General features: G+C 39.8%; 23 protein-coding genes, 1 tRNA gene and 1 pseudogene. 12 read left to right on the top strand and 13 right to left on the bottom strand.

What is annotated here, in order from left to right:
• Positions 1 to 180: 180 nt before the first annotated feature.
• From H6G59_RS21900 to cysS, 3 genes are all read right to left on the bottom strand, one after another.
• A complete protein-coding gene (locus H6G59_RS21900; RefSeq protein WP_190718387.1) occupies positions 181 to 1,530 on the bottom strand; it encodes a TldD/PmbA family protein in 1,350 nt (449 codons plus the stop codon).
• A gap of 94 nt (positions 1,531 to 1,624) precedes the next feature.
• A complete protein-coding gene (locus tag H6G59_RS21895) occupies positions 1,625 to 3,061 on the bottom strand; it encodes a TldD/PmbA family protein (protein ID WP_190718385.1) in 1,437 nt (478 codons plus the stop codon).
• 70 nt (positions 3,062 to 3,131) lie between these two features.
• Positions 3,132 to 4,592 (bottom strand): cysteine--tRNA ligase, encoded by a 1,461-nt coding sequence (cysS, locus tag H6G59_RS21890; RefSeq protein ID WP_190718382.1) that lies wholly within the window; start codon positions 4,590 to 4,592, stop codon positions 3,132 to 3,134.
• A 247-nt stretch (positions 4,593 to 4,839) separates the two neighbouring features.
• Here cysS and H6G59_RS27460 point away from each other — a divergent pair.
• Positions 4,840 to 5,056: pseudogene (locus H6G59_RS27460) on the top strand (Uma2 family endonuclease); the annotation flags it as partial.
• A gap of 83 nt (positions 5,057 to 5,139) precedes the next feature.
• Complete coding sequence (locus tag H6G59_RS21885; RefSeq protein ID WP_190718379.1) at positions 5,140 to 6,261, top strand: CobW family GTP-binding protein; 1,122 nt, start codon at positions 5,140 to 5,142, stop codon at positions 6,259 to 6,261.
• Between the two features lie 99 nt (positions 6,262 to 6,360).
• Here H6G59_RS21885 and H6G59_RS21880 read toward each other — a convergent pair whose 3' ends face one another.
• Positions 6,361 to 8,127, bottom strand: coding sequence for an alkaline phosphatase (locus H6G59_RS21880; RefSeq protein WP_190718376.1), 1,767 nt, complete (start codon positions 8,125 to 8,127; stop codon positions 6,361 to 6,363).
• A gap of 68 nt (positions 8,128 to 8,195) precedes the next feature.
• Here H6G59_RS21880 and psb28 point away from each other — a divergent pair, with 68 nt between their 5' ends.
• Together psb28 and H6G59_RS21870 are read left to right on the top strand one after the other, a co-directional pair.
• On the top strand, positions 8,196 to 8,531 hold the full coding sequence (gene psb28, locus H6G59_RS21875) for a photosystem II reaction center protein Psb28 (protein ID WP_190718374.1): 336 nt from the start codon (positions 8,196 to 8,198) through the stop codon (positions 8,529 to 8,531).
• Positions 8,532 to 8,691: 160 nt separating this feature from the next.
• Complete coding sequence (locus H6G59_RS21870) at positions 8,692 to 9,201, top strand: MogA/MoaB family molybdenum cofactor biosynthesis protein (RefSeq protein ID WP_190718371.1); 510 nt, start codon at positions 8,692 to 8,694, stop codon at positions 9,199 to 9,201.
• Between the two features lie 76 nt (positions 9,202 to 9,277).
• Here the strand turns inward: H6G59_RS21870 and mraY are convergent, their stop codons facing one another.
• Together mraY and H6G59_RS21860 are read right to left on the bottom strand one after the other, a co-directional pair.
• Positions 9,278 to 10,381, bottom strand: coding sequence for a phospho-N-acetylmuramoyl-pentapeptide-transferase (gene mraY / locus H6G59_RS21865; protein WP_190718368.1), 1,104 nt, complete (start codon positions 10,379 to 10,381; stop codon positions 9,278 to 9,280).
• A 76-nt stretch (positions 10,382 to 10,457) separates the two neighbouring features.
• Complete coding sequence (locus tag H6G59_RS21860; protein WP_190718366.1) at positions 10,458 to 10,703, bottom strand: DUF3134 domain-containing protein; 246 nt, start codon at positions 10,701 to 10,703, stop codon at positions 10,458 to 10,460.
• Between the two features lie 240 nt (positions 10,704 to 10,943).
• On the opposite strand from H6G59_RS21860, the gene H6G59_RS21855 reads away from it, so the two are divergent.
• The 6 genes from H6G59_RS21855 (at position 10,944) to mdh (ending at position 16,046) form a co-directional block, all read left to right on the top strand.
• Complete coding sequence (locus H6G59_RS21855; protein WP_190718363.1) at positions 10,944 to 11,528, top strand: PAP/fibrillin family protein; 585 nt, start codon at positions 10,944 to 10,946, stop codon at positions 11,526 to 11,528.
• A 265-nt stretch (positions 11,529 to 11,793) separates the two neighbouring features.
• Positions 11,794 to 12,009: a photosystem I reaction center subunit IV gene (locus H6G59_RS21850; protein WP_190718360.1), complete on the top strand. Its 216-nt coding sequence runs from the start codon at positions 11,794 to 11,796 to the stop codon at positions 12,007 to 12,009.
• 170 nt (positions 12,010 to 12,179) lie between these two features.
• A complete protein-coding gene (locus tag H6G59_RS21845; RefSeq protein WP_190718357.1) occupies positions 12,180 to 13,016 on the top strand; it encodes a DNA-formamidopyrimidine glycosylase in 837 nt (278 codons plus the stop codon).
• A 563-nt stretch (positions 13,017 to 13,579) separates the two neighbouring features.
• A complete protein-coding gene (locus H6G59_RS21840) occupies positions 13,580 to 14,503 on the top strand; it encodes an RpnC/YadD family protein (RefSeq protein WP_190718354.1) in 924 nt (307 codons plus the stop codon).
• 285 nt (positions 14,504 to 14,788) lie between these two features.
• Complete coding sequence (gene ndhO / locus H6G59_RS21835) at positions 14,789 to 15,004, top strand: NAD(P)H-quinone oxidoreductase subunit O (RefSeq protein WP_190718351.1); 216 nt, start codon at positions 14,789 to 14,791, stop codon at positions 15,002 to 15,004.
• Between the two features lie 58 nt (positions 15,005 to 15,062).
• The gene (gene mdh / locus H6G59_RS21830; RefSeq protein ID WP_190718348.1) at positions 15,063 to 16,046 is read left to right on the top strand and encodes a malate dehydrogenase; all 984 of its coding nucleotides are present in this window, start codon (positions 15,063 to 15,065) and stop codon (positions 16,044 to 16,046) included.
• Between the two features lie 24 nt (positions 16,047 to 16,070).
• Here the strand turns inward: mdh and H6G59_RS21825 are convergent, their stop codons facing one another.
• The 5 genes from H6G59_RS21825 to H6G59_RS21805 all read right to left on the bottom strand — a co-directional run bounded on the left by H6G59_RS21825 (position 16,071) and on the right by H6G59_RS21805 (position 19,302).
• Positions 16,071 to 17,717, bottom strand: coding sequence for a metallophosphoesterase family protein (locus tag H6G59_RS21825; protein WP_190718345.1), 1,647 nt, complete (start codon positions 17,715 to 17,717; stop codon positions 16,071 to 16,073).
• A 151-nt stretch (positions 17,718 to 17,868) separates the two neighbouring features.
• Positions 17,869 to 17,942, bottom strand: a tRNA-Pro gene (locus H6G59_RS21820).
• 125 nt (positions 17,943 to 18,067) lie between these two features.
• Complete coding sequence (locus H6G59_RS21815; protein WP_190718342.1) at positions 18,068 to 18,433, bottom strand: DUF1818 family protein; 366 nt, start codon at positions 18,431 to 18,433, stop codon at positions 18,068 to 18,070.
• Positions 18,434 to 18,480: 47 nt separating this feature from the next.
• On the bottom strand, positions 18,481 to 18,975 hold the full coding sequence (locus H6G59_RS21810; protein ID WP_190718339.1) for a hypothetical protein: 495 nt from the start codon (positions 18,973 to 18,975) through the stop codon (positions 18,481 to 18,483).
• Between the two features lie 90 nt (positions 18,976 to 19,065).
• The gene (locus H6G59_RS21805) at positions 19,066 to 19,302 is read right to left on the bottom strand and encodes a DNA-directed RNA polymerase subunit omega (RefSeq protein ID WP_026104076.1); all 237 of its coding nucleotides are present in this window, start codon (positions 19,300 to 19,302) and stop codon (positions 19,066 to 19,068) included.
• A 133-nt stretch (positions 19,303 to 19,435) separates the two neighbouring features.
• On the opposite strand from H6G59_RS21805, the gene H6G59_RS21800 reads away from it, so the two are divergent.
• Positions 19,436 to 19,975 (top strand): hypothetical protein, encoded by a 540-nt coding sequence (locus H6G59_RS21800; protein WP_190718336.1) that lies wholly within the window; start codon positions 19,436 to 19,438, stop codon positions 19,973 to 19,975.
• A 215-nt stretch (positions 19,976 to 20,190) separates the two neighbouring features.
• Here H6G59_RS21800 and H6G59_RS21795 read toward each other — a convergent pair whose 3' ends face one another.
• Positions 20,191 to 21,342, bottom strand: a complete 1,152-nt coding sequence (locus H6G59_RS21795; RefSeq protein ID WP_190718333.1) for an extracellular solute-binding protein — start codon at positions 21,340 to 21,342, stop codon at positions 20,191 to 20,193.
• 348 nt (positions 21,343 to 21,690) lie between these two features.
• Here H6G59_RS21795 and H6G59_RS21790 point away from each other — a divergent pair, with 348 nt between their 5' ends.
• Positions 21,691 to 22,065 carry a hypothetical protein gene (locus tag H6G59_RS21790; protein WP_190718330.1) on the top strand — a complete coding sequence of 125 codons (375 nt, stop codon included), beginning with the start codon at positions 21,691 to 21,693 and terminating at the stop codon, positions 22,063 to 22,065.
• 318 nt (positions 22,066 to 22,383) lie between these two features.
• Here H6G59_RS21790 and cobT read toward each other — a convergent pair whose 3' ends face one another.
• Complete coding sequence (gene cobT / locus H6G59_RS21785) at positions 22,384 to 23,598, bottom strand: nicotinate mononucleotide-dependent phosphoribosyltransferase CobT (protein WP_242038948.1); 1,215 nt, start codon at positions 23,596 to 23,598, stop codon at positions 22,384 to 22,386.
• Positions 23,599 to 24,027: the final 429 nt, after the last annotated feature.

Below are 24,027 nucleotides of genomic sequence, written 5' to 3'. Positions count from 1 at the left end.
ATACGTAATTAAGTTTTGTAACGGAGATTTAGACCGCAAGAATTAGTTAAAAACACAACCTAACAATGCAGAAAAAATCTAGTTCACCCAACTGATGAAGCTGGCAATAAAAATGATGAATTTAATGTTGATGTTGGTAGTTACGGTTGGGTGAAGACAGCGCAACTACAAACTATATTTTTACAAAGTATAAGTGAAGTCTTCTACCAACATCCCAGGAACTAAACTACCACCTAATTGCCGGCTTTCATAGGTTCCGACTTCGGGAATAAATTCTTGAAAATCGGTTAAATCTACTAAATTTTCTGCACCCCAAAAGCGGTAGAGACTTTCATCAAAACGCAGATTTTCAATGGGGGCGACTATTTCGCCATTTTCCACCCAAAAACAGGCATAACGTGTCATACCTGTAATTCTACCAGCAGGGCGATCGCTCCAATTTAAATAATGTAAATTAGAAACATATAATCCTGTATCTAAACTGGGTAAAATATCATCAAATGCTAAATTTCCTGGGCTGATTTCTGGAGAACGTAATGTTTCTGAACCATTAGCACCGTTAGCGAGTTTATTATATTCTTTAGCGGTACGAGAATTAACTAGAGTATTGCTCAAAACTCCTTTTTCTATTAACGGTAATTCCGGTGCAGCCATTTCTCCTAATTCATTAAATCTGGGAACTAAACCGAGTTGGAAGTTTTCTTGCAAATTAAACTTTGGTGAAAGTTGTTTTTCTTGACGTGATAAAACAGCTAAAGCACTATTACCTTGTTGAATGTCTGCTTCACTGATAGCACCCCAAGAAAGCATAGCCAATAAATCAGCAACAGCAGCAGGTGCAAAATAAGTTTTATATTTTCCTCTTGGTAATTCTTTGACTGGAAGAGATAGCATTGCTAATTGCTTTTTCCCATCATTTATTTTGGCTAGATAAGCAGATTCATCCCAATTGCTGCCGGCAAAAGTTCCTTTAACAGCTTGTCCTGATTCCATAAACAAAGAATAGTCTAACGTAAAAGAATCAGTAGCAAACCAGTGTTTTTGTCCGCTAGAATCCCCATAAGCTCTAATAATAACACCACCAGCATAAAGTCCAGTAAAATCTAAATCAGCTACAGATTCTAAAATATTACTAACAACTATTTCTGGAGTTAATAACTTTCCTATATTTACTTCTCGACTAGTATTAGTTCCTGAAGGTAAAACTAAATAAGGATCAATAGGCAATAAAGGCAATTCATCACGTAATTCTTGTAAAGCAGAATATGCTAGTTGCCAATCTATTTCCCAATTTCCACTAAAGGGAAAATGACGAAAACTCCTGCGCTTATCTGCCATTAAAGTCAGTACAATAGAAGCATCAGCCACAAAACCAGTTTGTCTAACCTTGGCATGATTGAAGCGAGTAAATTGACTGCCTTCACTATTCAACCTAACAGTAAAATGTTCACCTTCCGATTTTTTAATCAGCAGAGTTTCTATTAATTGATTAAAATTACTTTCTAAAATCGCTAATTCTTCAACTTTCATAAATTACCCTAAAATCACAACAAGCAAATAGGCAAAAACTCTCAGCGCACCTCCGCGCTAACCTCCGCGTACCTCTGCGTTTAAAAAACTCCTCTTAACCTCCCCCAAAAACCTCCACATTAGCAAATACACAAACAGGAGAACCATGTCCCACCCAAATAGCCTGATTAGGTTCTCCCTTACCACAAAAAGGAGTCCCATACATCTGCCAATTAGAATTATTACCAACTTGAATTAAACTGTGCCAAAATTCTGGTGTTGTCGCTCGATAGTTGGGATTACGTAAAGTTTTGGTCAATTTACCGTTTTCGATTAACTTAGCGTATTCGCAACCAAATTGAAATTTGTAACGACGATCATCTATCGACCAAGAACGGTTAGATTCCATGTAAACGCCATGTTCTATTCCTGCTATAATTTCATCAAAGGTAGCATTTCCTGGTTCTAAATTTAAGTTGGCCATTCTGTCTATTGCTGGTCGATTCCAGGAAGAAGCACGAGCGCAAGCAACACCTGGTAAATCTGCTCTGGCTTGACTTTCTAAACTGCCTAAACCGCGTTGTAAAATGCCTTTTTTAATGACATATTCTTTGGTAGCTACTGCACCCGTATCATCAAAACCATAACTAGCAAATTCACCTTCTACTGTGGGATCAAAGGTAATATTCATTAATGGCGAACCATATTCTAGTTTGCCAAAATCATCTTTGGTGACAAAGCTACCACCAGCATAGTTGCGCTCATCTCCTAAAATGCGGTCAATTTCTAATGGATGACCGATACTTTCATGGATTTGCAGCATCATTTGGTCTGGTGCTAAAACTAAATTAGTGCGAATATTTGGGCATTCTTCGGCAGTCAATAATTCTAATGCCTGTTCGCCAACTTGCTGCACTCGATGCCATAAATTATCGGTTTTTAGAAGTTCCCATCCCCCTTGATAAGAGTTTGCATGAGCGCCGTTATTGGTGCGTGGCTGGACGATTGCACCATCTTGAGCGATCGCACCAAAATGCGTATTCAGGGCGATAATTTTCTGATATACTTCCGAGCCGTTGCTGCTAACAAACCAAGTTTCTTTATCGCTAGTCGCAACAGTGGCGGTGGTTTGAACTATTTTATCGTTGATTTTCAGCTTTTGGCAAATGCGAATTAGTAAATCGTTGATTTCTCCTGGACTAACAGCATCTAATGGTTCTAGGAAGGGTGATTTATATTCACCGACAACTTTGGGACGTATACTTTCACTAACGGGATATATCCACCATTCACTAGCTGCTAATGCCTGTTTATAGGCTATTTCGGCGGCATTTTGCAGGGATGGTAATGCTAAGGAGTTGGTAGCAGCATAACCCAAACAGCCGTTTACCATTACTTCTAGCATTGCTCCCATTGTCAAGGATTGTCCGTTGCTTTGGGGTAATCCGTCACGAACATAATGAGATCTAGATGTCTCTTTTACGGCTCTAATCCCAATCCAATCAGCAGGAATATTGAGTTGAGAAATTGCTTTTGTAAGTTCAGATAACATGATTATAATTCAAAATTAAGAGTTTTTGCACGCAGAGACGCAGAGGCACAGAGAGAGTTTTTTGATTTAATCATCTGTGCCAGCGTGTGCCTTCTTTACTGTCTATTAAGGTAATACCTTTTGTTAATAGTTCATCACGAATGCGATCGCTTTCTGCAAAGTTTTTTGCTTTTCTTGCTTCCCATCTTTTTTGAATTAACTCCTCAATTTCTGCATTACTTATACCATCCTGTTTAGGAGTTTCGGCTTCTGGTTGGGCAGTTAAACCTAGAACGTCTGCTAATGTTACCAGGGTTTGCCATTTTTGGAGTAATTCATTGGCTGGGGTTTCAGTTTTTCCTTGATGAACAATGATGTTTCTTTCCCGATTTAGTTCTTTGGCTAATTCAAAAATTATTACTAACCCACCAGGAAAGTTAAAATCATCATTAACTGCTTCTTTAAATCTCTCAATATGGGAATTTTGGATTTTAGATTTTGGATTTTGGATGAGGTTCGATTCGTCCCAGCCTAGTTTTTTACTATGTTGATAACCGAAGAGTAAACCTTCTTTGATAGTATGCCAGCCGTTGGTTGCTGCTACGATCGCATCATCGGTAAAATCTATAGGCTTACGATAGTGTGCCATCAACACAAATAACCGCAAGGCCATTGGATCTACACCTCGATCTAGCAATTCCCGAATAGTGATAAAATTACCCAAGGATTTGGACATTTTTTCACCATCTACCTTCACCATGCCGTTGTGTAACCAATAATTAGCAAGAGGTTTACCAGTTACTGCTTCCGATTGGGCAATTTCATTTTCATGGTGTGGGAAAATTAAGTCAGCACCACCAGCATGGATGTCTATAGTATCACCCAAGCGATCGCGTACCATTGCCGAGCATTCAATATGCCATCCTGGGCGGCCTTTTCCCCAAGGAGACTCCCACGCGGGTTCGCCAGGTTTTGCAGCCTTCCACAACGCAAAATCAAAGGGGTATTTCTTCTTTTGATATTCTGCGTCTTCGACGTTTACCCGTTCACTCGCACCTGCTTGCATATCCTCTAATTTGCGTCCAGAAAGTTTGCCATATTCCGCAAAATTCTGTACAGAATAATACACATCACCATCAGATGGATACGCAAAACCTTTAGTTTCTAAATCGTGAATTAATCGCTGAATACCGTTCATGGTGTGTGTTGCACGGGGATATTCATCAGCTTCTTTAATTCCCAACCGGGACATATCCTCAAAATAGGCTTGAATGTAGCGTTCTGCAACAACTTCCATTGAAGAATGTTCTTCTCGTGCGCGTCTGAGAATTTTATCATCAATATCCGTAAAATTTTGGATATAACGCACATCATAGCCGATAAACTGAAGATAGCGACGCACTACATCCCAGACAATGCACGCTCTAGCATGACCCAAATGGCAGTAATCATAAACCGTCACACCGCAATAGTACATCTTAACCTTGCCAGGTTCGACGGTAGTAAAAGGTTCTTGACGACGGGTGAGAGTATTGTAGAGAGTTAGGGTCATAACAGAGTAATGGGACAATCAGACGATAAACAATAATAACGCAAGTTGCTGGCGAGGGAGCAGACGAAAATTTTGTAACCTCACAATAGTTGTGAACATCTTGTAGGTTGGGTTAGACGAGGTAATTAATTTATAACACTCACACATAAATCATAAAACTGCGTCGTAACCCAACATTTGTGTTCACGATTCATTTACGATCACTATAGTAATATTGTCAACACCCGGAGGTAAAGTGAAAGACTAGGAGGAAATTGAGATTCCTGAATATTGGATTATTGATTACCTAGCTTAATAGTGGAACTCACTATATAGGAAATCCCAAACAACCAACTATTTCTATTTAGAATTTAATCAATGGGGAATATCAAGTTAGTCAATTTAGAAAAAATGAAACTATAGCATCACCAACTTTTCCAAAATTGAGCTTAACTGCTAACCGGATTTTTCAAGCCGATATGTAAATATGTTACCTTAATGCCAACTAGCTAAAATCAAGATAACATTTAAAATACACCCAAATAGACCAAAATCATAGTTCATGATTATGCAAACAACAGTTAGTTCAGAATCTCACGCAATGGACGCTCCCAAACAAGGTTTACCAGTAACAATCATTACAGGTTTTCTCGGTAGCGGTAAAACGACTTTACTCAACCATATTCTCACAAATCAGCAAGGCGTGAAAACTGCTGTTTTAGTGAATGAATTTGGTGAAATTGGTATCGACAACGAATTAGTTGTTGCTACTGATGAAAACATGGTGGAATTAAGTAATGGCTGTATATGCTGCACCATTAATAATGACTTAGTTGACGCTGTTTACAAAGTTTTAGAAAGGGAAGAAAAGCTAGATTATCTAGTTGTAGAAACAACTGGTTTAGCAGATCCTCTACCTGTAGCTATGACATTTCTGGGTTCTGAATTACGAGATTTGACCCGGTTGGATTCTATTATTACTGTAGTTGATGCGGCAAATTATAGCTTGGATTTATTTAATTCTCAAGCCGCTTTAAGTCAAATTACCTATGGTGATGTAATTATTCTTAATAAGACAGATTTAGTTGATGAAACCACTTTGCAGGAATTGGAAAGAAAAATCAATGACCTCAAGGAAGGTTCAAGAATTATTCGGACTACAAAATCTCAAGTTCCACTTCCTTTAATTCTCAGTGTGGGTTTGTTTGAGTCTGATAAATATTTCGATTCAGAGGAAGAAGAACATGAAGAACATCACGACCATGATCATGATCATTCTACCTGTGGACATGACCATGATCACGATCATTCTAACTGTGAACATGACCATCATGATCATGAACATCATCACCATCATTCCAACCACTTAGAAAATGATGGTTTTATTTCCATATCTTTCCAAAGCGAAAAACCTTTTTCTATTCGCAAGTTTCAATATTTTCTAGATAACCAATTACCCACAAATGTCTTTCGCGCTAAGGGGATTATGTGGTTTGATGAAAGTCCCCAACGTCATATTTTCCACCTTTGCGGTAAACGCTTCACAATTGATGATGATGAGTGGAAAGGTGAAAAGAAAAATCAGTTAGTGCTAATTGGTCAAAATCTAGATAGTGAAACTTTACTCAAGCAGATAGAAAACTGTATTTGTCTTCCTTCTACCAGTAGAGGTAAAGGATTTGGGAAATAGTAAATAGACAGTAGGTTGGGGAGCCATCGCTGTGGACGGGTTCCCCGGCTTGTAGAGGCGAATGGCGTTTGACGCAAGAAAACCCAACATTTAAAAACTTTATTTAATCGCTGCAAGTTGAGTTTGATAAATGTGAATTTGGTCTACTAAACCATCAATTCCCGGAACATCAAAACCATAACTTTTAAAACCCTTACTGATAGAATTAGTTAAAACCTCTGCACCTTTACCTTGATAATAAACCGGAACTGGACGGTTAGAGTGACTTCCCCAACCATATTTAACTTGAGGATCTGAACCCCAAAAATGACCGGCTTTTATAGGTTCAGATTCAGCAGTTAAAGCTTCTGCACCTTGGTTTTTTAGAAGTTCCTCAAAATTGGGATTTAAAGTTAGGTAATGGTCATGATCTGCGGTGACAATGAGGAGGTTATTTTCCCAACCACCGTTATTTTTAATCCAGTCAATTGTGGTTTTGACGGCTTTATCAAAATCCAATACTGTCCCAATTAAATTATCTAGGTTATCATCATGAGCAGCCCAATCAATATCACCACTTTCTACCATTAACCAAAACCCATCTTTGTCTTTAGATAAAACTTCTAAAGCGGCTTTAGTTAAATCCTGGAGAGTGGGATTTTCATTAAGTTCTCTAGCAATAAATGATTTGTCTGTTTCCCCAGGAAGCAGCGGACGAACTGTATCAGGTTTTTGTCCTTGAGAACTAAACAGAGAAAAGATACTCAAACCTGTATTGCTGTAGTCTCCATTCGCTGTACTCACAGGGAGATTTCCCTCTTGTCCCCTGGCTCCATATAATCCTAACAAGCGATCGCCTTTTTGAGGATCTAACTTATTCGCAGTCATGGCTAACTTAGCCGCAGCATCTTTCCCCCTTTCTAAAAATGTATAATCATAGCGGTTACTATTGGGGTTTTTACTCAATTCTGCATAGGTCGATTGAGTAATATATTCAAATTTTGTTGGTGGTTCTACTCCCATTGGTAAAGATTCGCTACCAGCACCTGTCAGGGGATGACCACCACCTAAAATGATAGTAGGTTGATAAATGCGGAGTTCCTGCTGTAAGATGTTGTCTAAACTGGGAAAATCAGCATCATATTTATTTCGACGATTGACGTTAGCTGCTGCTGCACCAGGAGTAGCATGATCAATGGGGACAGAAGTGACAATTCCTGTAGATTTACCAGCATCAGCCGCAGTTTTGAGAATTGTTTCTAGTGGTTTCTCAAATATATCTACGGAAATAGCGTTGTTATAGCTTTTAACTCCGGTGTAAAGAGTAGTAGCCGTATTTGCTGAATCAGGATAACTGTACTTGATGTATGCAGGGTCATTTCCAGGTGTCCAAGGATTTATCCCACCACGAACAGGATCATAACCGACTAAGTTACCAACTGCATCAGCACTGAGGTTTTCTGTACCACCAGATGGTTTATTTCCTGGGTTAAATTTGGGTTGGAATTTGAACCCCGGTAAAACTGGACTAGCACCTGTCATAGAAATAGAGTTATCTAATGCAGAGTTACCAGTACTGAACACGCCATTACCAGGAGCAACAGTTGTACCATAGGTTGTAGCTAGGGCATAATTATCCAGGGTTTGAAAGCTGAGTCCTTGTCCTTTCCCTGATGTGTAATTATATCCTTTGGCAATCGCAGCAGCGCGCGCCATTTCCCAACCCATACCATCCCCAATCATCAGAATTACGTTTTTGGTGTTAGTTGTGGTTGTAGCTGGGGTGGAATTAGAAGCGATCGCTCCGACTATAATAATTCCCAGGGTTAAGATCCCAGCTAATAAACTACCCGCTAATCGAATTTTTGGACTAGATTTAACTGCCATAGGTAAAATGCCTCCTCTATGATGAGAGAATATTACATAATGATCACAAAACTTAAAATTCACTTATCATGGCAAAAATCCAGTTTTCTAAAGGCGTTGACGAAGCAGTAGTTCCAGAGGTACGCTTAACGCGATCGCGCAGTGGTGATCAAGGTACAGCAACATTTATTTTTACCAATCCCCAGATTTTGGGACAAGGTAATACTGAAGAAATCACCGGGATGTACATGATTGACGAAGAGGGGGAAATAATTACTCGTGAAGTTAAGGGTAAATTTGTTAACGGTAGACCAGAAGCTTTAGAAGCCGTTTACCTGATGAAAACCCCCGAAGAATGGGAGCGATTTATGCGCTTTATGGATCGTTATGCCCAGGAAAACGATCTAGGATTGAGTAAATCCTAAGTAGTCACTTAGTCATTGGTCATTGGTCAAACAGGTCATTGGTCACTGGCTAAAACTTATACCATTTTAGATTTGGGGTTGTCAAAGAGTTAGTAAACAAGTGTTTTACCACTTTCATCTGTCACTATCATTTTTCTGTCCGGGTATTAAATAAATACCGATGAAACTCCAACCACACCCAGATTCCCAGGAAATAACTGTAACTTGCGCTGTTATTACCGTCAGCGACACCCGCACCACAGAAACAGACAAGAGTGGTCAACTGATTCAAAAATTGCTTTTGAGTGCTAACTATGCTGTCGGAGTTTACAAAATTATCAAAGATGAACCCGCACAGATTCAAGCACAGATAGAATTGCTGGGTAAAAGTGCCAATATAGATGCTTTAATTTTTAATGGTGGGACAGGAATTGCACCTAGAGATACCACCTACGATGCTATAGAAAAGTTGTTAGAAAAGACTTTACCGGGATTTGGTGAGTTATTTCGCTTTTTAAGTTATCAAGAAATTGGTTCACGAGCGATCGCATCTCGTGCTGTAGCTGGTATTTATAAAAATAAACTTATCTTCTCTCTTCCCGGTTCTAGTAATGCAGTACTACTCGGCATGGAAAAACTGATTTTACCCGAACTCGTTCATCTCGTTACTCAAATGCAAAAACTATCATAATCAACAAAACAAAAACAAGATCCCCGACTTCTACACCGAGAAATCGGGGATCTATATTCCCCAAATATCAAAAATCTCAAAATTTAATAATTGTCAAGCAGATGGTAGCCAAAATCGCGGCGATTATATAAAAGACAGCAACTACTTGCAATTCCGACCAGCCAGTTAACTCTAAATGATGATGTAAGGGAGCCATTTTAAACAGCCGCTTACCTTTACCATCTGGTCCCTTGGTGGCTTTGTAATAACTAACTTGCGCCATTACAGACAGGGTTTCCACAAAGAAGATCCCACTCAGAATAAACAAGGCTACTAAACTGTTAGTCAACAGCGCGACAGCAGCTAAAGCACCTCCTAGCGCCAGAGAACCAGTATCTCCCATAAAAACGCGGGCTGGGTTCCGGTTATGGGCTAAAAATCCTAAGCAACTACCACTCATAGCCGCACAGAAAATCATTAATTCCGGTGAGGTGGGTGCAATGACAGCGCCTAATGCGAAAATTGCGATCGCTACCGTTCCCCCTGCTAACCCATCAATTCCATCGGTTAAATTAGTCGCATTACTTTCTGCTACCAACACAAAACCAGCTAAAGGCCAGAAGCAGAATCCTAAAGGTAGGGTAAAACTCACCCAAGGTAAGGCGATATTTGTTATGCTAAAATCTCGGTTAAAAATTATCCACACACAAAAACAAGCCGCAAAAATTATCTGCAAAGCCAGTTTCATTTTTGGAGATATACCTTTATTTGATCTACGGCGCAAAATTTGCCAATCGTCAATCCAGCCAATCAAACCGTAGCTAATTGTTAAAGCCGATACAGCCAGTACGTCTCGATGAAAATTAGACAATATACAGCCAACTATCACTGCTACAGGTATGAAAAAAATACCACCCATAGTTGGCGTACCAGCCTTTTTGAGATGGGCTTGGGGACCATCTTCCCGGATGATTTGCCCTGTTTTCAGCGCTTGCAGTAGAGGTACTACCCATGTTCCCACAGCCGCAGCACCTACGGCACATAGCAATAAAGGCAAAGTCAGAGATGTAGGTTGCCAGGGTAGTCTATTCCCCAGCCAATCTAAAGTCAAGGCTGCTGTACTGAGCAAGAGGGCTAACATAGAGGCCAGCCCAATTCCAGAAATATTTATACTTTGGTCAGGAGATAGTTTAGCGTCCACAGAAAATTTTCCTTCACTCCACACTTAAAAAAACCGACAAACAGAGACTATTGATAAAACTCTGTCTCCACACCTCTTAAGGCTCATCCTCATCTATGCTGATACCGTCATCGTCATCAAAATCAAGATCGCCAATTCCGTCTTCTCCACCCAAAAAATCGGATATTACTGCTTCCGCTTCCGAAAAATTAGGTTCGTGAACGTCACGCGCTATAAGACGACGGCTAGACTGCAACCAATCTAATATAGAGGACTCTTGCTTTGAGGGAATTACAGTAGCTCGCTGGTTGCGGGGTTCCTCACGTAGGGGCGAATTTAACATATCAACGAAGACACGAAGAGATTTATGTAACTAGACATTAAGAGTCTATCATTTGATACGGGATAATTTAATTAATGATTCAACTCTTTGATTGATAAATCCGAATTAAACAAAAAAGATTATTTAATTACCCTATCGCTAACAGTAAGCCCTTCAACGGTTGAATTGCATAGCTATATACATAAAGCATTAATATCTTGTTAATTCTGATTTCATAGGCATATTTTGAGGTACAGGGCAATGATGACAAAATCTACTCTCCTGGATGCGATCGCACTTACAAATCGCGGTTTGCTGGCAACTGAAACCCAAAAACAGGCTATTCTAGCAGCGATCGCTAGTTTGGAGGATTTTAACCCCACACCGCGCCCTTTGGCAGCCAGCTACTTACTAGAAGGTGATTGGCGATTACTTTACACCACAAGTAAGGCTTTACTCAATTTGGATCGTTTTCCCTTTTGCAAACTTGGACAAATTTACCAATGTATTCGAGTAGAAACTACTAGCGTTTATAACATAGCAGAAATTTACGGACTACCTTCTTTGGAAGGATTAGTTAGCGTAGCTGCTAAATTTGAACCAGTCTCAGAACGTCGAGTTCAAGTAAAATTCCAGCGTTCTATTATTGGCTTACAAAAGCTGATTGACTATCAGTCACCTGCAACTTTTATCCAACAAATTGAATCCGGAAAAAAATTTACTGCACTTGATTTTCCTATTCAGAGTGACAAACAACAAGGATGGTTGGACATCACCTATATAGATAATGATCTACGCATTGGCAGAGGTAACGAGGGTAGCGTATTCGTCTTGAGTAAGGCATAGGGCATTTATTCGCAAGAAGTGTTTGCGAACGACCTTATTGTATTATAGGTACTTTGTCAAGTAGAGTTTGATATTGTTTTGTGTAAGGGACAAGGACAGTTGAGGAGATTAGCCTGTTTCCTGCCTCCTGTTCCCCATTCCCTGTTCCCTATTCCCCAATATGACAAATAACTTAACAAACACTCTAGCAACGACCTTCAGGTTGTAGAGTGAAATCAATTAGCCCTAATTTATTGGCAATTGATAATTCAAAGGGAAAATAATCATGGTTCAACGTGGTTCTAAAGTACGTGTTCTCCGCCCCGAATCCTACTGGTTTCAAGATGTAGGAACTGTGGCCTCTATTGACCAAAGCGGTATCAAGTACTCCGTAATTGTCCGGTTTGATAAGGTCAATTACTCTGGGATCAATACCAATAACTTTGCTGCTGATGAATTACTAGAGGTTGCACCTCCACCAGCTAAAGCAGCGAAAAAGTAAACATTCGCACAGTGTTCGGTGCTGAGTCCTGAGTATAAAAATTGGGAAAAGCAGTAAAATATATATGCTAGTTCCATCTTTACGATTTATTTCGTGAAGCATTGCTCAGAACTCAGCACACCCTGCGGGAAGCCTCCCTCTGGGCTTGTACCGCCATCATTACTCTAAAAATGCCTGAACTGCCTGAAGTTGAAACAGTCCGACGGGGTTTAAATCAATTAACCCTGAATCAAACAATTACGGGGGGAGATGTGCTGCTAGAACGCACTGTCGCCTACCCGTTTTCTGTTGAAGAGTTTATAGAAAAAATTAAAGGAAGTGCCATCATATCTTGGCATCGTCGTGGTAAATATCTTTTAGCTGAACTTTCTCCTCCTTCGACCTGGTTAGGAGCGCATCTGCGAATGACAGGTCAATTACTCTGGCTAAACCGAGATGAACCCTTGCATAAACACACCAGAGTTCGGTTATTTTTTGGGGAAGAACAAGAATTACGCTTTGTTGACCAACGCACCTTCGGACAAATGTGGTATGTTCCCCCTGGTGTAGCAGTAGAAAGTATTATTACAGGTTTGGCAAAACTGGCTGTAGATCCATTTTCACCACAGTTCACCGTTGAGTATTTAGCCAATAAGCTGCAAAAATCTCGTCGTCCCATTAAAACTGCATTGTTAGATCAGTCGATAGTTGCAGGATTGGGTAATATTTATGCAGATGAGGCTTTGTTTAAAAGTGGGATTTTACCAACTACTCTCTGTGCAGATTTACAAAGCCCACAAATCGAACTTTTAAGAACAGCAATAATTGAAGTTTTATCCGCAAGTATTGCCGCAGGTGGGACAACTTTTAGTAATTTCCTTAATGTTAAAGGTGTTAACGGTAATTATGGCGGTGAAGCGTGGGTTTATAACCGCGCTGGGGAACCTTGTAAAGTTTGTGGTAATATCATCGGGCGAATTAAGTTAGGTGGGCGTTCTAGTCATTTTTGTTCTCAATGTCAAAGTTAGGGAACAGGTGATAGGAAAGAGTTTTTCCCCATCATCAATCGTTAACCAATTTTCTACATAGGGTTTGCTGTATCCCTTACGGGAGGCGTTAGCCATAAAAGTTGTCTGTGAGGGGAGGTAACAGGGAACTCTTAACAGGGAACAGTTTCAGCTATCTGGATATCCTCAATTTTCCAGATCCGACAAGGAAAAATGCAACTGTTTTGAGACTCCATTTGCCAAAACCTTGCACTTTTTTGTGATAAAAATCCGCGAAACTCTTATTAATAAACGGTTTTAGCTTTATATGCCTGCCCGGCACGCTCCGCGAACAGCAAGCCCTACATATATACACTTAAATACTGCCCCCTGCCTTATCCCAACGACAATTTTTAACGCCAATCTACTTACCTGTCCGAAAAAGATTGTAGAGCCGAGAATCCCTGCCCAGGTCACGTCTCTACAAGGGTTCTGGATCATGCATATTTAAATTCGGTCAATGTCTAATAATTATCGGGTAGGGGTTTAGCATTGCTAAACCCCTACATTGTGGAATCAATCCAAAATCCAAAATCCAAAATCTGATGACTCGCTTTATACATGACCAATTTGCCAAACAATATCTAACGGAACTATTAACACCTTATGGTCAAGTAGAAACCAGCAAAGATATCACAGCAGAAGTAAGACAAATTGACGTTTTATTTATTCCTTCACCTCAACCTACACAAAGTCTAGAAATACTCGGACTACTAGGAAGAATGGCGACAAATTATGCTATATTTGAACCATTCCGCAATGCAGTCACCAAAAGCGAAATTCGCAGTTGTATGGGTAAATTATTTGACATTCATGCGGACATAGAGCGTCAATCTAACCGCAACAATACCCGTATAAATGAGGCAGAATTACCCAGGTTGTGGATTTTTTCTCCTACGGCTTCAGTGGAACTACTAACAAGTTTTAATACTACAGTCGATGAAGAAAACTGGAGTAAAGGCATTTATTTTTTGGGAGAGGGCTTAAAAACCGTAATTATTGCTATTCACCAACTCCCCAGCACACCAGAAACCCTGTTTCTCAGGATATTAGGTAAAGGGAAAGTTCAACGACAAGCAGTGGAAGAATTAGAAGCAATACCTAAAAACAGTGCGTTCCTTTCCCATATCGTACAATTAGTACATGACCTGATTGCTGTTTTATCGGCTCGTCAACGTCAAGAGCAAGATATTGATAAAGATGACCAGGAGTTGATTATGAAACTATCAGAAATTTATCAACAACAATTAGAAGAACTAAAAAAACAAGGACTCCAGGAAGGACGACAAGAAGGTATAGAAAGAGAACGACGCGCTATGATTGAAAGTATCATGCAAGTACGTTTTGGGGAAGTTGATTCAGAATTAGCAGCAATTATCGACTTTCTGATTGCCATGACTAGAGAAGAATTTACTCCTTTGCTTCTACAATCATCTCGTGAGGAATTATTAGCTAGATTTGCCCAATAAATAATTGATGGGAAAAACATGGACAAATATGCAATTTCTAAAAGAATTTGAAAATTAATCAAAGTCCAGAATATAGGTATGGGGAGGGTTGACAATTGATTTTAGATTTGTTATCATGACATCGATAAGGAAGAACTATCTAGCAATAAACAATATAAACTTTCTCCTCAACCGCTTACCTGAGAATAGGCGGTTATCTTATTTGAGGAAAGAAATTGCGCCTTTACGTCTTGGCGCGAGATAAAATTTTGAGTAAAAGCGTTTATTTTGGAACGAGGGGAACTCATGGCTGTTAAAAAGGGAAATATGGTGCGGGCTATCCGCGAAAAGTTGGAAAATAGTCTAGAAGCTAAAGCTAGTGATTCTCGCTTCCCAGCTTATTTATTTGATAGTCAAGGGGAAGTGGTAGATATCAAGGGTGATTACGCTTTGGTGAAGTTTGGAAAAGTGCCAACGCCCAATATTTGGTTAAAATTAGAACAATTGGAAGAGTTTAAATAGGCTTTCCATAGCTATGCTGGTGGTGGGCATTGCCCACCCTACTAACTGATAAATGATTATGTCTGATTTCCCTTCTTCCACAGTTTTGTGTAAATCCCCCCGTGTGACTATTGTGGGTGCGGGTAGAGTTGGTAGCACCTTAGCCCAACGCATTGCAGAGAAAAATTTGGCTGATGTGGTGTTATTAGATATTGTGGAGGGAATGCCCCAAGGTTTGGCTTTAGATTTGCTAGAGGCCAGGGGACTTGAATTACATAATCGGCAAATTAGCGGTACTAATAATTATGCAGATACGGCTAATTCTGCAATTGTGGTGATTACTGCTGGTTTTCCCCGCAAACCCGGAATGAGTCGGGATGATTTGCTGAAAATTAATGCCAAGATTGTAGTTGATGCCGCCAAAAATGCGATCGCACATTCTCCCCATGCTATCTTTATTGTCGTCACCAATCCTCTGGATGTGATGACTTATTTAACTTGGCAAGCTACAAATTTACCCAGAAATCAAGTAATGGGCATGGCTGGGGTGTTAGACTCAGCTAGGTTTGAAACTTTCATCGCTTTAGAATTGGGAGTTTTACCTGCGGACGTAAAAGCAATGGTTTTAGGTAGCCACGGTGATTTAATGGTTCCTTTAGCCCGTTACGCAACTGTGAACGGTATTCCTATTACAGAATTATTAGACGCAGCCACAATTGAACGCTTAGTACAAAGAACCCGCAACGGTGGCGCAGAAATTGTAGAATTAATGCATACCGGAGGCGCGTTTTTTGCACCTGCTTCTGCCACCTCCCTGATGGTAGAATCAATTTTGTTAAATCAGTCGCGTTTGTTGCCAGTTGCAGCTTATCTGCAAGGTGAATATGGTTTAAATGATATTGTCATTGGTGTTCCTTGTCGTTTAGGATGTGCTGGAGTTGAGAATATTTTAGAATTAACTCTCAGTGATGAAGAAAACGCAGCTTTGCAAACTTCAGCCCATTCTGTGCGCCAAAATATTCAAAGGGCGCAGGAAATTTTATCTGCGATAGGTGACAGGTGACAGGTGAAAGTAAATAATTACGAATTACGAATTAATCTTAAATTCATCAAATTTCAAAACTTCAGAATTAGGCTTTCTCGTATCAAAACGATAGCTGCTAATTATGCCTGTTCCTGTGTCGAAAATGCTGAAAACTGTAATCTCATTACTAGCAATATAAGGCATCGGTTTTCCATCTTCTCCTAATAATGGCGCAATAGTTGGTAATACTGGTTCTAAACCGTTAGGATCGCCAATTGCTGTATAATTTTCTGGATAACCTGTTGGTACTTCTCGCTTTCTTTCACCCCAAGCTGCACCGTAAGAATTCCCAACATTAGAAGTTTCTAAAAAGTGCATTCCACTCGAACTTACAAAGCGATTCCATAAATGGGAATGTCCATAAAATACTAACTGCACATTTGCAGCTTCTAATAAAGGGATAACATCACGAATTATATAATCTGCACTTTTAGGATATTCATAACGAACTGCTTTGATATTTCCTTCGTTATCTCTTTCAATTATAGTTACTGGATTAGTATAAGCTGGAACAATATTATCACCCAATGTATGCGGCGGATGATGAAACATCACGACTTTATATTTTGCCTGTTCAAACTCAGAACTGTTTAATTCTTGTTTAAGCCAATTATATTGTTGACTACCTGCAAAAACTGGCTCATAAATTAACTGTCCATAACCCCAATTTTCAGGATAGTTAAAATCTTTTTTTGGTTCTATATATCTACCTTTAATTCCTGAATCTAATTGAGGATGTCGCCACATATTCGTAATGTACAAAACTACCAAGCGGACATCACCAAATGTAACTGCATAATAGGTTTTACTCCCGGCTTTAGTTTGGGGTAATGTAAAAATTTCTTCGTAAGTGTAAGTATTAAAAGAATTATTTTTTAGTGTTGTTTCTCCATACAATTTTTGGGCAACTTCACGAGGAATAGTATCATTAAATTCATCATCTAAACTTGCTGTTCTGGCAAATCTACCCATGACTTCATGATTACCAATACAAGTAAACATAGGGGCATTTTGAATTATTTTCCCTCCGGTGTAAGTTACTTTTACACCGTTATTTTCCATTTGATAATTAGCACGACCTTGCAAACCTGGAAATAAAGCATTTCCTCGGTTATCATCAAACCATTCGGAAGCGCGGTCAGGTACATTAACTAAATCTCCTGCAAACCATACCCCGTCCACATTTCCCACTGTTTCTACTACTTTTTGCAGATTCGCTGCTGTCATTGGTTTAAGTTGGTGGTCAGAGGTGAGGAGGATTTTTAATGGTGTACCAGGTTTGGGAGTGGGTGCAAGAGTAAAAACTTCGCTGCTAACCCTTGCGCCATCTTCTCGTATACTAGTGACTTGATAGGGAATCCGCACATTAGCAACTAAACCTGTAACTTCGGCTTCGTGTCGCCAAATTTCACGTTTTACAGGTTTTTGATAAATTTGCCCATTCTTGGTTTGATTTGCTACTCTTGATTGTTGGTCTTCTCTGGTGCGGCTGAGTTTGGTAGTTTTTGCAATTGCACTTTTATCAAGTTTTTCACCATAGATGACTAAGTGTTTATCACCTACAAACTCAGTAAACCAAACTACTCGCACTGAAGTTTCAGTTGGTAGTTGCAAAAATGGGTCGGTCAGCAGTTGGGGTGCTGATATCATGAGTGTTTGCCCAAAAGAACGCACGCTTACTAGAGTAAGGCATAACAACAGAATAAGTACAGCAGTTAAGTAGCTTTGATTGCTGTTTACGCTTTTAAACATAACTGTTGTGAAGAAACACAGCAATGTCAATTTATGAGTCTTCAATCAATCGGAGCGGCGGGATTCGAACCCACGACCTCCACTACCCCAAAGTGGCGCGCTACCAAGCTGCGCTACGCCCCGTCTACTTAATTTCGGATTTTAGATTAAATTTTGGATTTAGGGTTTATCCAAATTTGTGGATCTAAAACTTATTTAAGTCACTCTTACGAGAATATCACAAGGTTAAGGAGAATTGCAAGCTTTTTTTAAAAAAATTTGAGAATCTCTGTCGCTTGCACTAACTCTGGCACGGCTGCGGCATCCCATTTACCTTCTACACATCGTCCTGTATTCAGAATGAAGCGCAGACTATAGGCGTGAGCATAGCCTTCTACCTCCATCCATAATAAATCGCTTTCCGCTTCACAGGCAATTTTTTCTTCATCCATTAATTCTGTGGCTAAATGCTTTATGGTATCGGCTAATTTTGCGAGAAGTCGGCAAAAGTCACTTAATTCCGCTTCGGTTAATTCTAGCGCCCAATCGTCTGTACCCACTAAGCCTTTAAATTCTGCTGCGTCGGGATTCCAGCCAATGCGCCAACCTGTTCCGCTTTTGATAACTCGTTGCATGGGTGCTTCTTTAATGCCAAGGAATGCTGAGGAGATTCTCGCCTATTTTAATTTTGAACAGGGTTAAATATATCAACTAGGACTTGGACTAGATTATTGCGTTGCTTGCGGGTAAGTTTGGCAATAGCGGTGCGATCGCTTTCAATTGGATTTTGCTGTAATGTATCATTACCTGGATAGGATAATTCATACATGGTTTCATTTGCATCTAGATAATCCGCCAAAGTTAACTTCCAATCTAGGCGATATAAGGGTGATCTCCCTTTCACGTAAATGTGGTAGCGAATCATCCGACTAGCTAAAGTATTGTTTTCAGCAACTTTCTTAGTTTCTTTACTGATATATTGATTTTCTTTTGGCAGGTCAGGCAATTGCTGATACACTAGTTGCCAAACATCGCTAGGACTGATTCTCTGAGCTACGGCGGGGGAAATACTTAGTAAACTAGTACTTGCTGTACCTAAAATTATTACGCCCACTGTGATTAAGGTAATTATGAGCGCTGAGTTGAACCGCCAAAATAAAGGTTTTTTCTTTTGCATAGCTTCAAAGATTCTGAGATGAAAGTGATACTGAGAGTTTTTTACTCAGAATGGGTAATTTTCATCTCAGTAATTAATTGCCGGAGTTTTTTACAGTTCGCCGATAATTTCTGGCTGAGTCATTTCGTCAGACATCTCCAGAATCGCTCTGAGTACGGGTTTCATAATCGCATCTTCGTTATTTTCAAAATCTTCATAACGCCTACGTTTGGCTCGATTTGCTACTTGAACCGTAATGCGGTAGCGATTTGAGGCGGCACTAATAAGCTCCTCAGCACGGAGCATAATCTGAGACTGAGTTGTCTCGAACTTGGAACGCTTAAGCATAGTTAGTGACTTCTGAGATTCTACCCTAGTTTAGCAGCACTGAATTACATATCCTGGAAACAATAGAATACTTTTTGAAATCTGAGTATTTAAATCTCACATTCACTGACAACTTAAGATATTGAATCAACTTATGCCTAAATACAACGCAATCAGTAGACATAAATCGCTGACACTATTACTAAACCTGAGTCTCACTACTTTTTGTCTGTCACCAATCCTACCTTCAAGTGCAGAAAGTATACCCCAGCCTTCTGATGCACCACTGGAACTAAATTTATTAAATAAGCCAACAGGTTCGGTAATTACAGCTAACACCATTAACCCAGAAGGATTAACTATTCCTAGTTTATGGTGGGCAAAAGAAAACTCGGAAAACAAACTTTTAGATAACTGGATTGCTTATCCAAATTCTGAGAAACAACCAGCCCGTGTAGACTTGATAGTAAATCAGCAAATTTGGAGTTTATTAGACTATCTCGAACGCTACAACTTTGTTAACCAAATGGGCAGTATGGCTAGGAATTTTGGTTATAATATCCGAATTTTCAATTATCAACAAGAACCTTTAGCAACTTACACTTGTAACTTTAGTAATAGTCCAGAGTTATGCAATATTCAAATGAACAATCAAAGTAGGTTGGGCTTACGTCAAGTCACTCAGGAAAATTAAAATAATTCGTAATTCGTAATTCGTAATAATGCCGACCCCAGGCTACTCCACGTAATTAATTTGTGTAACGGAGATTTAGCGCCAAGTCGGATCGCCAGAAATCGGCGATCTGAACTTTGTAAGAAAGACCTCGCCTAACATACTTGCCGTTTATAAAAGCGGGGGACTTAAAGGCTGAATTAGTTAAAATAATTTGCTATAGAGCCTCCGGTATATCATCCCAAATTTTTCATCTTTATAAATAGAGACTCATACTGTTTAGTTGTTGCTGATGATAATGGTAGTAAAAATTCACTTTTTTCTAATGTTTTTTGATTCTGTAGTAAAAGGTTATTCAATGTTTCCTGAAGTTCATCAGCAGAAATGTTTATAGCGATAGGCGAATTAGTTTTAGTCAGTATGGCAATTTGCTTGGCTATATTTGGTTGCCAACAGAAATTAATCCATTCAGATGCTAAAGCCTTTTTTTCAACACCTGCGGGACTTACCCATAAATCTGCCCAAATTGCTGTTCCTGATTGGGGAATAACCATGGCAAGTTTTGGATAGCGATTTAGGATAGGAATAATGTCACTTGACCAACCAACGGCTAACCAAGTATCTCCAGTGATTAGTGGTTCTAGGTAGGTAGTAGAATCATAGAATTTTACTTGTTGATTTAAAGCCTGTAATTCTGTTTCCAGTGTAGGGATTTGGTCAAGATTTTCTGTGTTGTAGGATTTTCCTAGTTTCTTTAAAACTAAACCGATGACTTCTCTGGGTTGATTGAGTAGAGAAATACGCGATCGCAATTCACTTCGCCACAAATCTTCCCAATCCTTTGGTTGCCAATCAAATTCTTTAAATTTATCACGATTATAAACAATTACTGTGTTTCCCCAGCGATAAGGCGCACCCCACACCTTTCCTTGCGGATTTAGATTCCCTTGGTTGTCACGCTGTACTAGTTGCTGCCACTTTTCACTTAAGCCTGACCACTGTTTGATTTGTTCTGTTTCTATCGGTTGAATTATTTTTTGTTCAATAGCAGCTTTTAGCCAATAATCTCCCAATGTCACTAAGTCAGCCTTTGGTGTTTTTTGACCTGGAAGCATTCGGAGGAAACGAGTCAATCCTTGCTGATTTTCGGCTTTTACTTGATGCCAAGTTTGTAATTGCTGAAATAAATTTTTAATCTGATCGATTGGGGAAAACTTTAACTGTGCCTCAGATTTTATATTTTTGCGAAATTGATTAACAACCTGACCAGGTATAGAATTTTTTAATAACTGCACATTGAGTTGTATCTGGTTTTTTCCAGCGCACCCAATTAGCAGTTGAGACACTGCTAGTCCACTTGTACCTACCAAAAAAGACCGTCGATCCATTGATTTTGAAATTTGCAACTACACTTAGTATATTAAGTAATTCTCAAAAAAGATATGGGACTCTTATTTGATTTTTGAAAAAACCAACTACACACCTAGTGCAGGCAGGCAAAAATAACTGACTAGTAAAAATCCCGTAAAAGCTTGTATAATCGGCTTTTTTAATTTTTAATATCTAATTTTTAATTCTGCCCTGTGCTACCTCCACGAGTACGTATGGCTACGCCAAGCCAGCTATCACAACTCTATTTGGATTACTATATGAAAGATTAAATAAATCCTAAGTAAAGTTAACATTGCCAGTAAATTGAATAACATAGAAAAACTATTTTAAAATGAGGGTGTTAAATGGAGCCATTACAAAAACAGATACTGACTTTGAGCCAGAAACTGGATGCCCTCTGTCAGGTGATTGAAAACCTGGACACTAAAGTATCTCAGAGGTTATCTGAGTGTTCCTTAGAGCAACTACAGGCAAGAGATAATTATCAAGAAAAGAACGAAACTGAACGTTATCAGTTAAAAGGACGTATCAGTTTTAGTTCAGAATTAGAGCATAAGGATGTCCTGATAGATAGCATTTGTCCAGACATGAATTTTCAAGCTGGAGATAAGCAAATAACCCCAGAAATTCAAATCCAACGACTTACAGCGCAATTAACAGCAGCATACAATCGCATTGCAGCTTTAGAAGAACAATTAATGAGAGAAAGAATCCACTAATTATTTATCATAAATTCAAGAGTTTAAGACCCCTATGTCTATAGGTACTCTCAGTTGAGTTGGGGTAAGTGTCCCCTACTCTAACTGTCTTAAATTTTTAATTTTTAATTTTCAATTTTCAATTTTTATTGGTCATCATTTGGCTATGATTTAATTGGGGCTTGCTGTTCGCGGAGCGTGCCGTTAGGCATATAAATGTAAAACCTAGATAAATCAAGGGATTCAGGGGTAAAAAGGTTAAGAAGGTGCAAGGAATAGACATTTTACCCATCAAAAACTGATCACTTTTCCCCCAAAGCAACTATTCAAAAGCTGCTTCTAATTCTGACTCCTGACTCCTGACTCCTGACTCCTGACTCCTGACTCCTGACTCCTGACTCCTGACTCCTGACTCCTAACCCCTAACGAAAAGACTTTTTCAGCAAACCCTAATTGCTTAAGTTGGGCTTCAATGGCTACCAAAAGTTGATCTTGCTGCCAATTGTGACTTAGATAGGCGGCTATACAAGCGGCTCCTGCACCAACACCTTCCTTGACAAAACCTTGCTCATACGCTTGAAGTTGGGGATAATGGGAATCAGCAAAACTCAATTGTGTAGCTAACAGGGGAGGAATAGTCTCACCCTGGTTTGTGGTTTTCTGGCCTAAGCTAAGGGCTAAGTCAACTGTAGCGCCGGTCGGATCTTCTGCTACCCAACGGGTTGTACCCACGACTATTGCTTCTGGATGCCAAGGTAAAGAGTAAGTTTGAGCGATCGCTTGAATCAGAGCATAAACCGCCAACATTTGTGTACCACCAGCTAATAAAACTCCACAAGAACGACTCGCTGCGATCGCCATCCCAGCCACGACCACTTGCATGGGATCTCCTACCGCTGCCACAAGTTGTAAAGGATCTATAGGATTTTGGATTTTTTCTAGCCCTGCTTGCACCAGCCCCCACTTTTGTTCATGGTTACAAATAGGGTGGCTACTATTGACTTTTCCGGCGGCATCAATACCTAAACCAGATAAAATCCCCAAGGCAGTTGTAGTCCCACCAACCACACACTCACTTAAAATCACATACCCATGTGAAATCTCAGCACTCAGTCGAGAACCCCACAGCAACCCCTGTTCCAGCAGGTGTTTTACCGTTGCTATTTCCATAGCCTCACCTGTACTTAAACACCTAGCCGGACTACCACCTAAATCAATTATTGGCACAGCCGGAATCTTGAGCAATCCCGCATTAAATAAATACAGTGGGATGTTGAGCGCAGCAACTACAGCACGGGAAATTAACACAGGGGAAGCCCCCGCCGTCAAAGGTGGTAAAGGAAACTCAGGCTGATGTTCTGCACCGTAATATAAAAATTCAGCATCCGCACAAGCCGTATATTTTCGATCCTCTGGAGTTAAACCAGCGGCAGAAATACCAGGGAGTAAACAGGTGTCTGTAAAACCTAAAATACAGGCAAAAATAGGTAAACTACCGCGATAACGCCGTAGCCATGCTTCACCCTGTTCGATTTGTGTATAAATATTAATCATTATCGTCATTTATCACTTATGGCAGGGAAGTTGTACTAGTACCGCTTTCCGTAATTCGTAATAGTGCCTACGGCAGGCTACCGCCAACGTAATTCGTAATTCGTAATAATGCCGACCGCAGGCTACCGCTTTCCGTAATTCGTAAACAGGGAACTTTCTAACAGGGAACTTTCTAACAGGGAATAAATAGGCAGGGGGCAGGGGGCAGCTCACAAGGGTATGTATTTTACATTGTCGTGAGGGCTAGACTTGGTGGACAAGGAAGGACAGTGGACAAAGGAGGAAAACCGTACAAAATCATATTCTCTTGGTAACAAGAACAGTCCGTCAAAAGACCATTGTGCGTATAAAATCTTCCTTGTCTACCTTCCCTCCTTGTCTTCCAAGTCCTGCCTTCACAGATAATATTAAAAACCTACCCTTGTGAGG

The organism is Anabaena lutea FACHB-196 (assembly GCF_014698305.1).
In the GTDB taxonomy this organism is placed as follows: domain Bacteria; phylum Cyanobacteriota; class Cyanobacteriia; order Cyanobacteriales; family Nostocaceae; genus Anabaena; species Anabaena lutea.
Note: the sequence above shows the minus strand (reverse complement) of the source record. Positions and strands in the feature narration are given on the sequence as shown.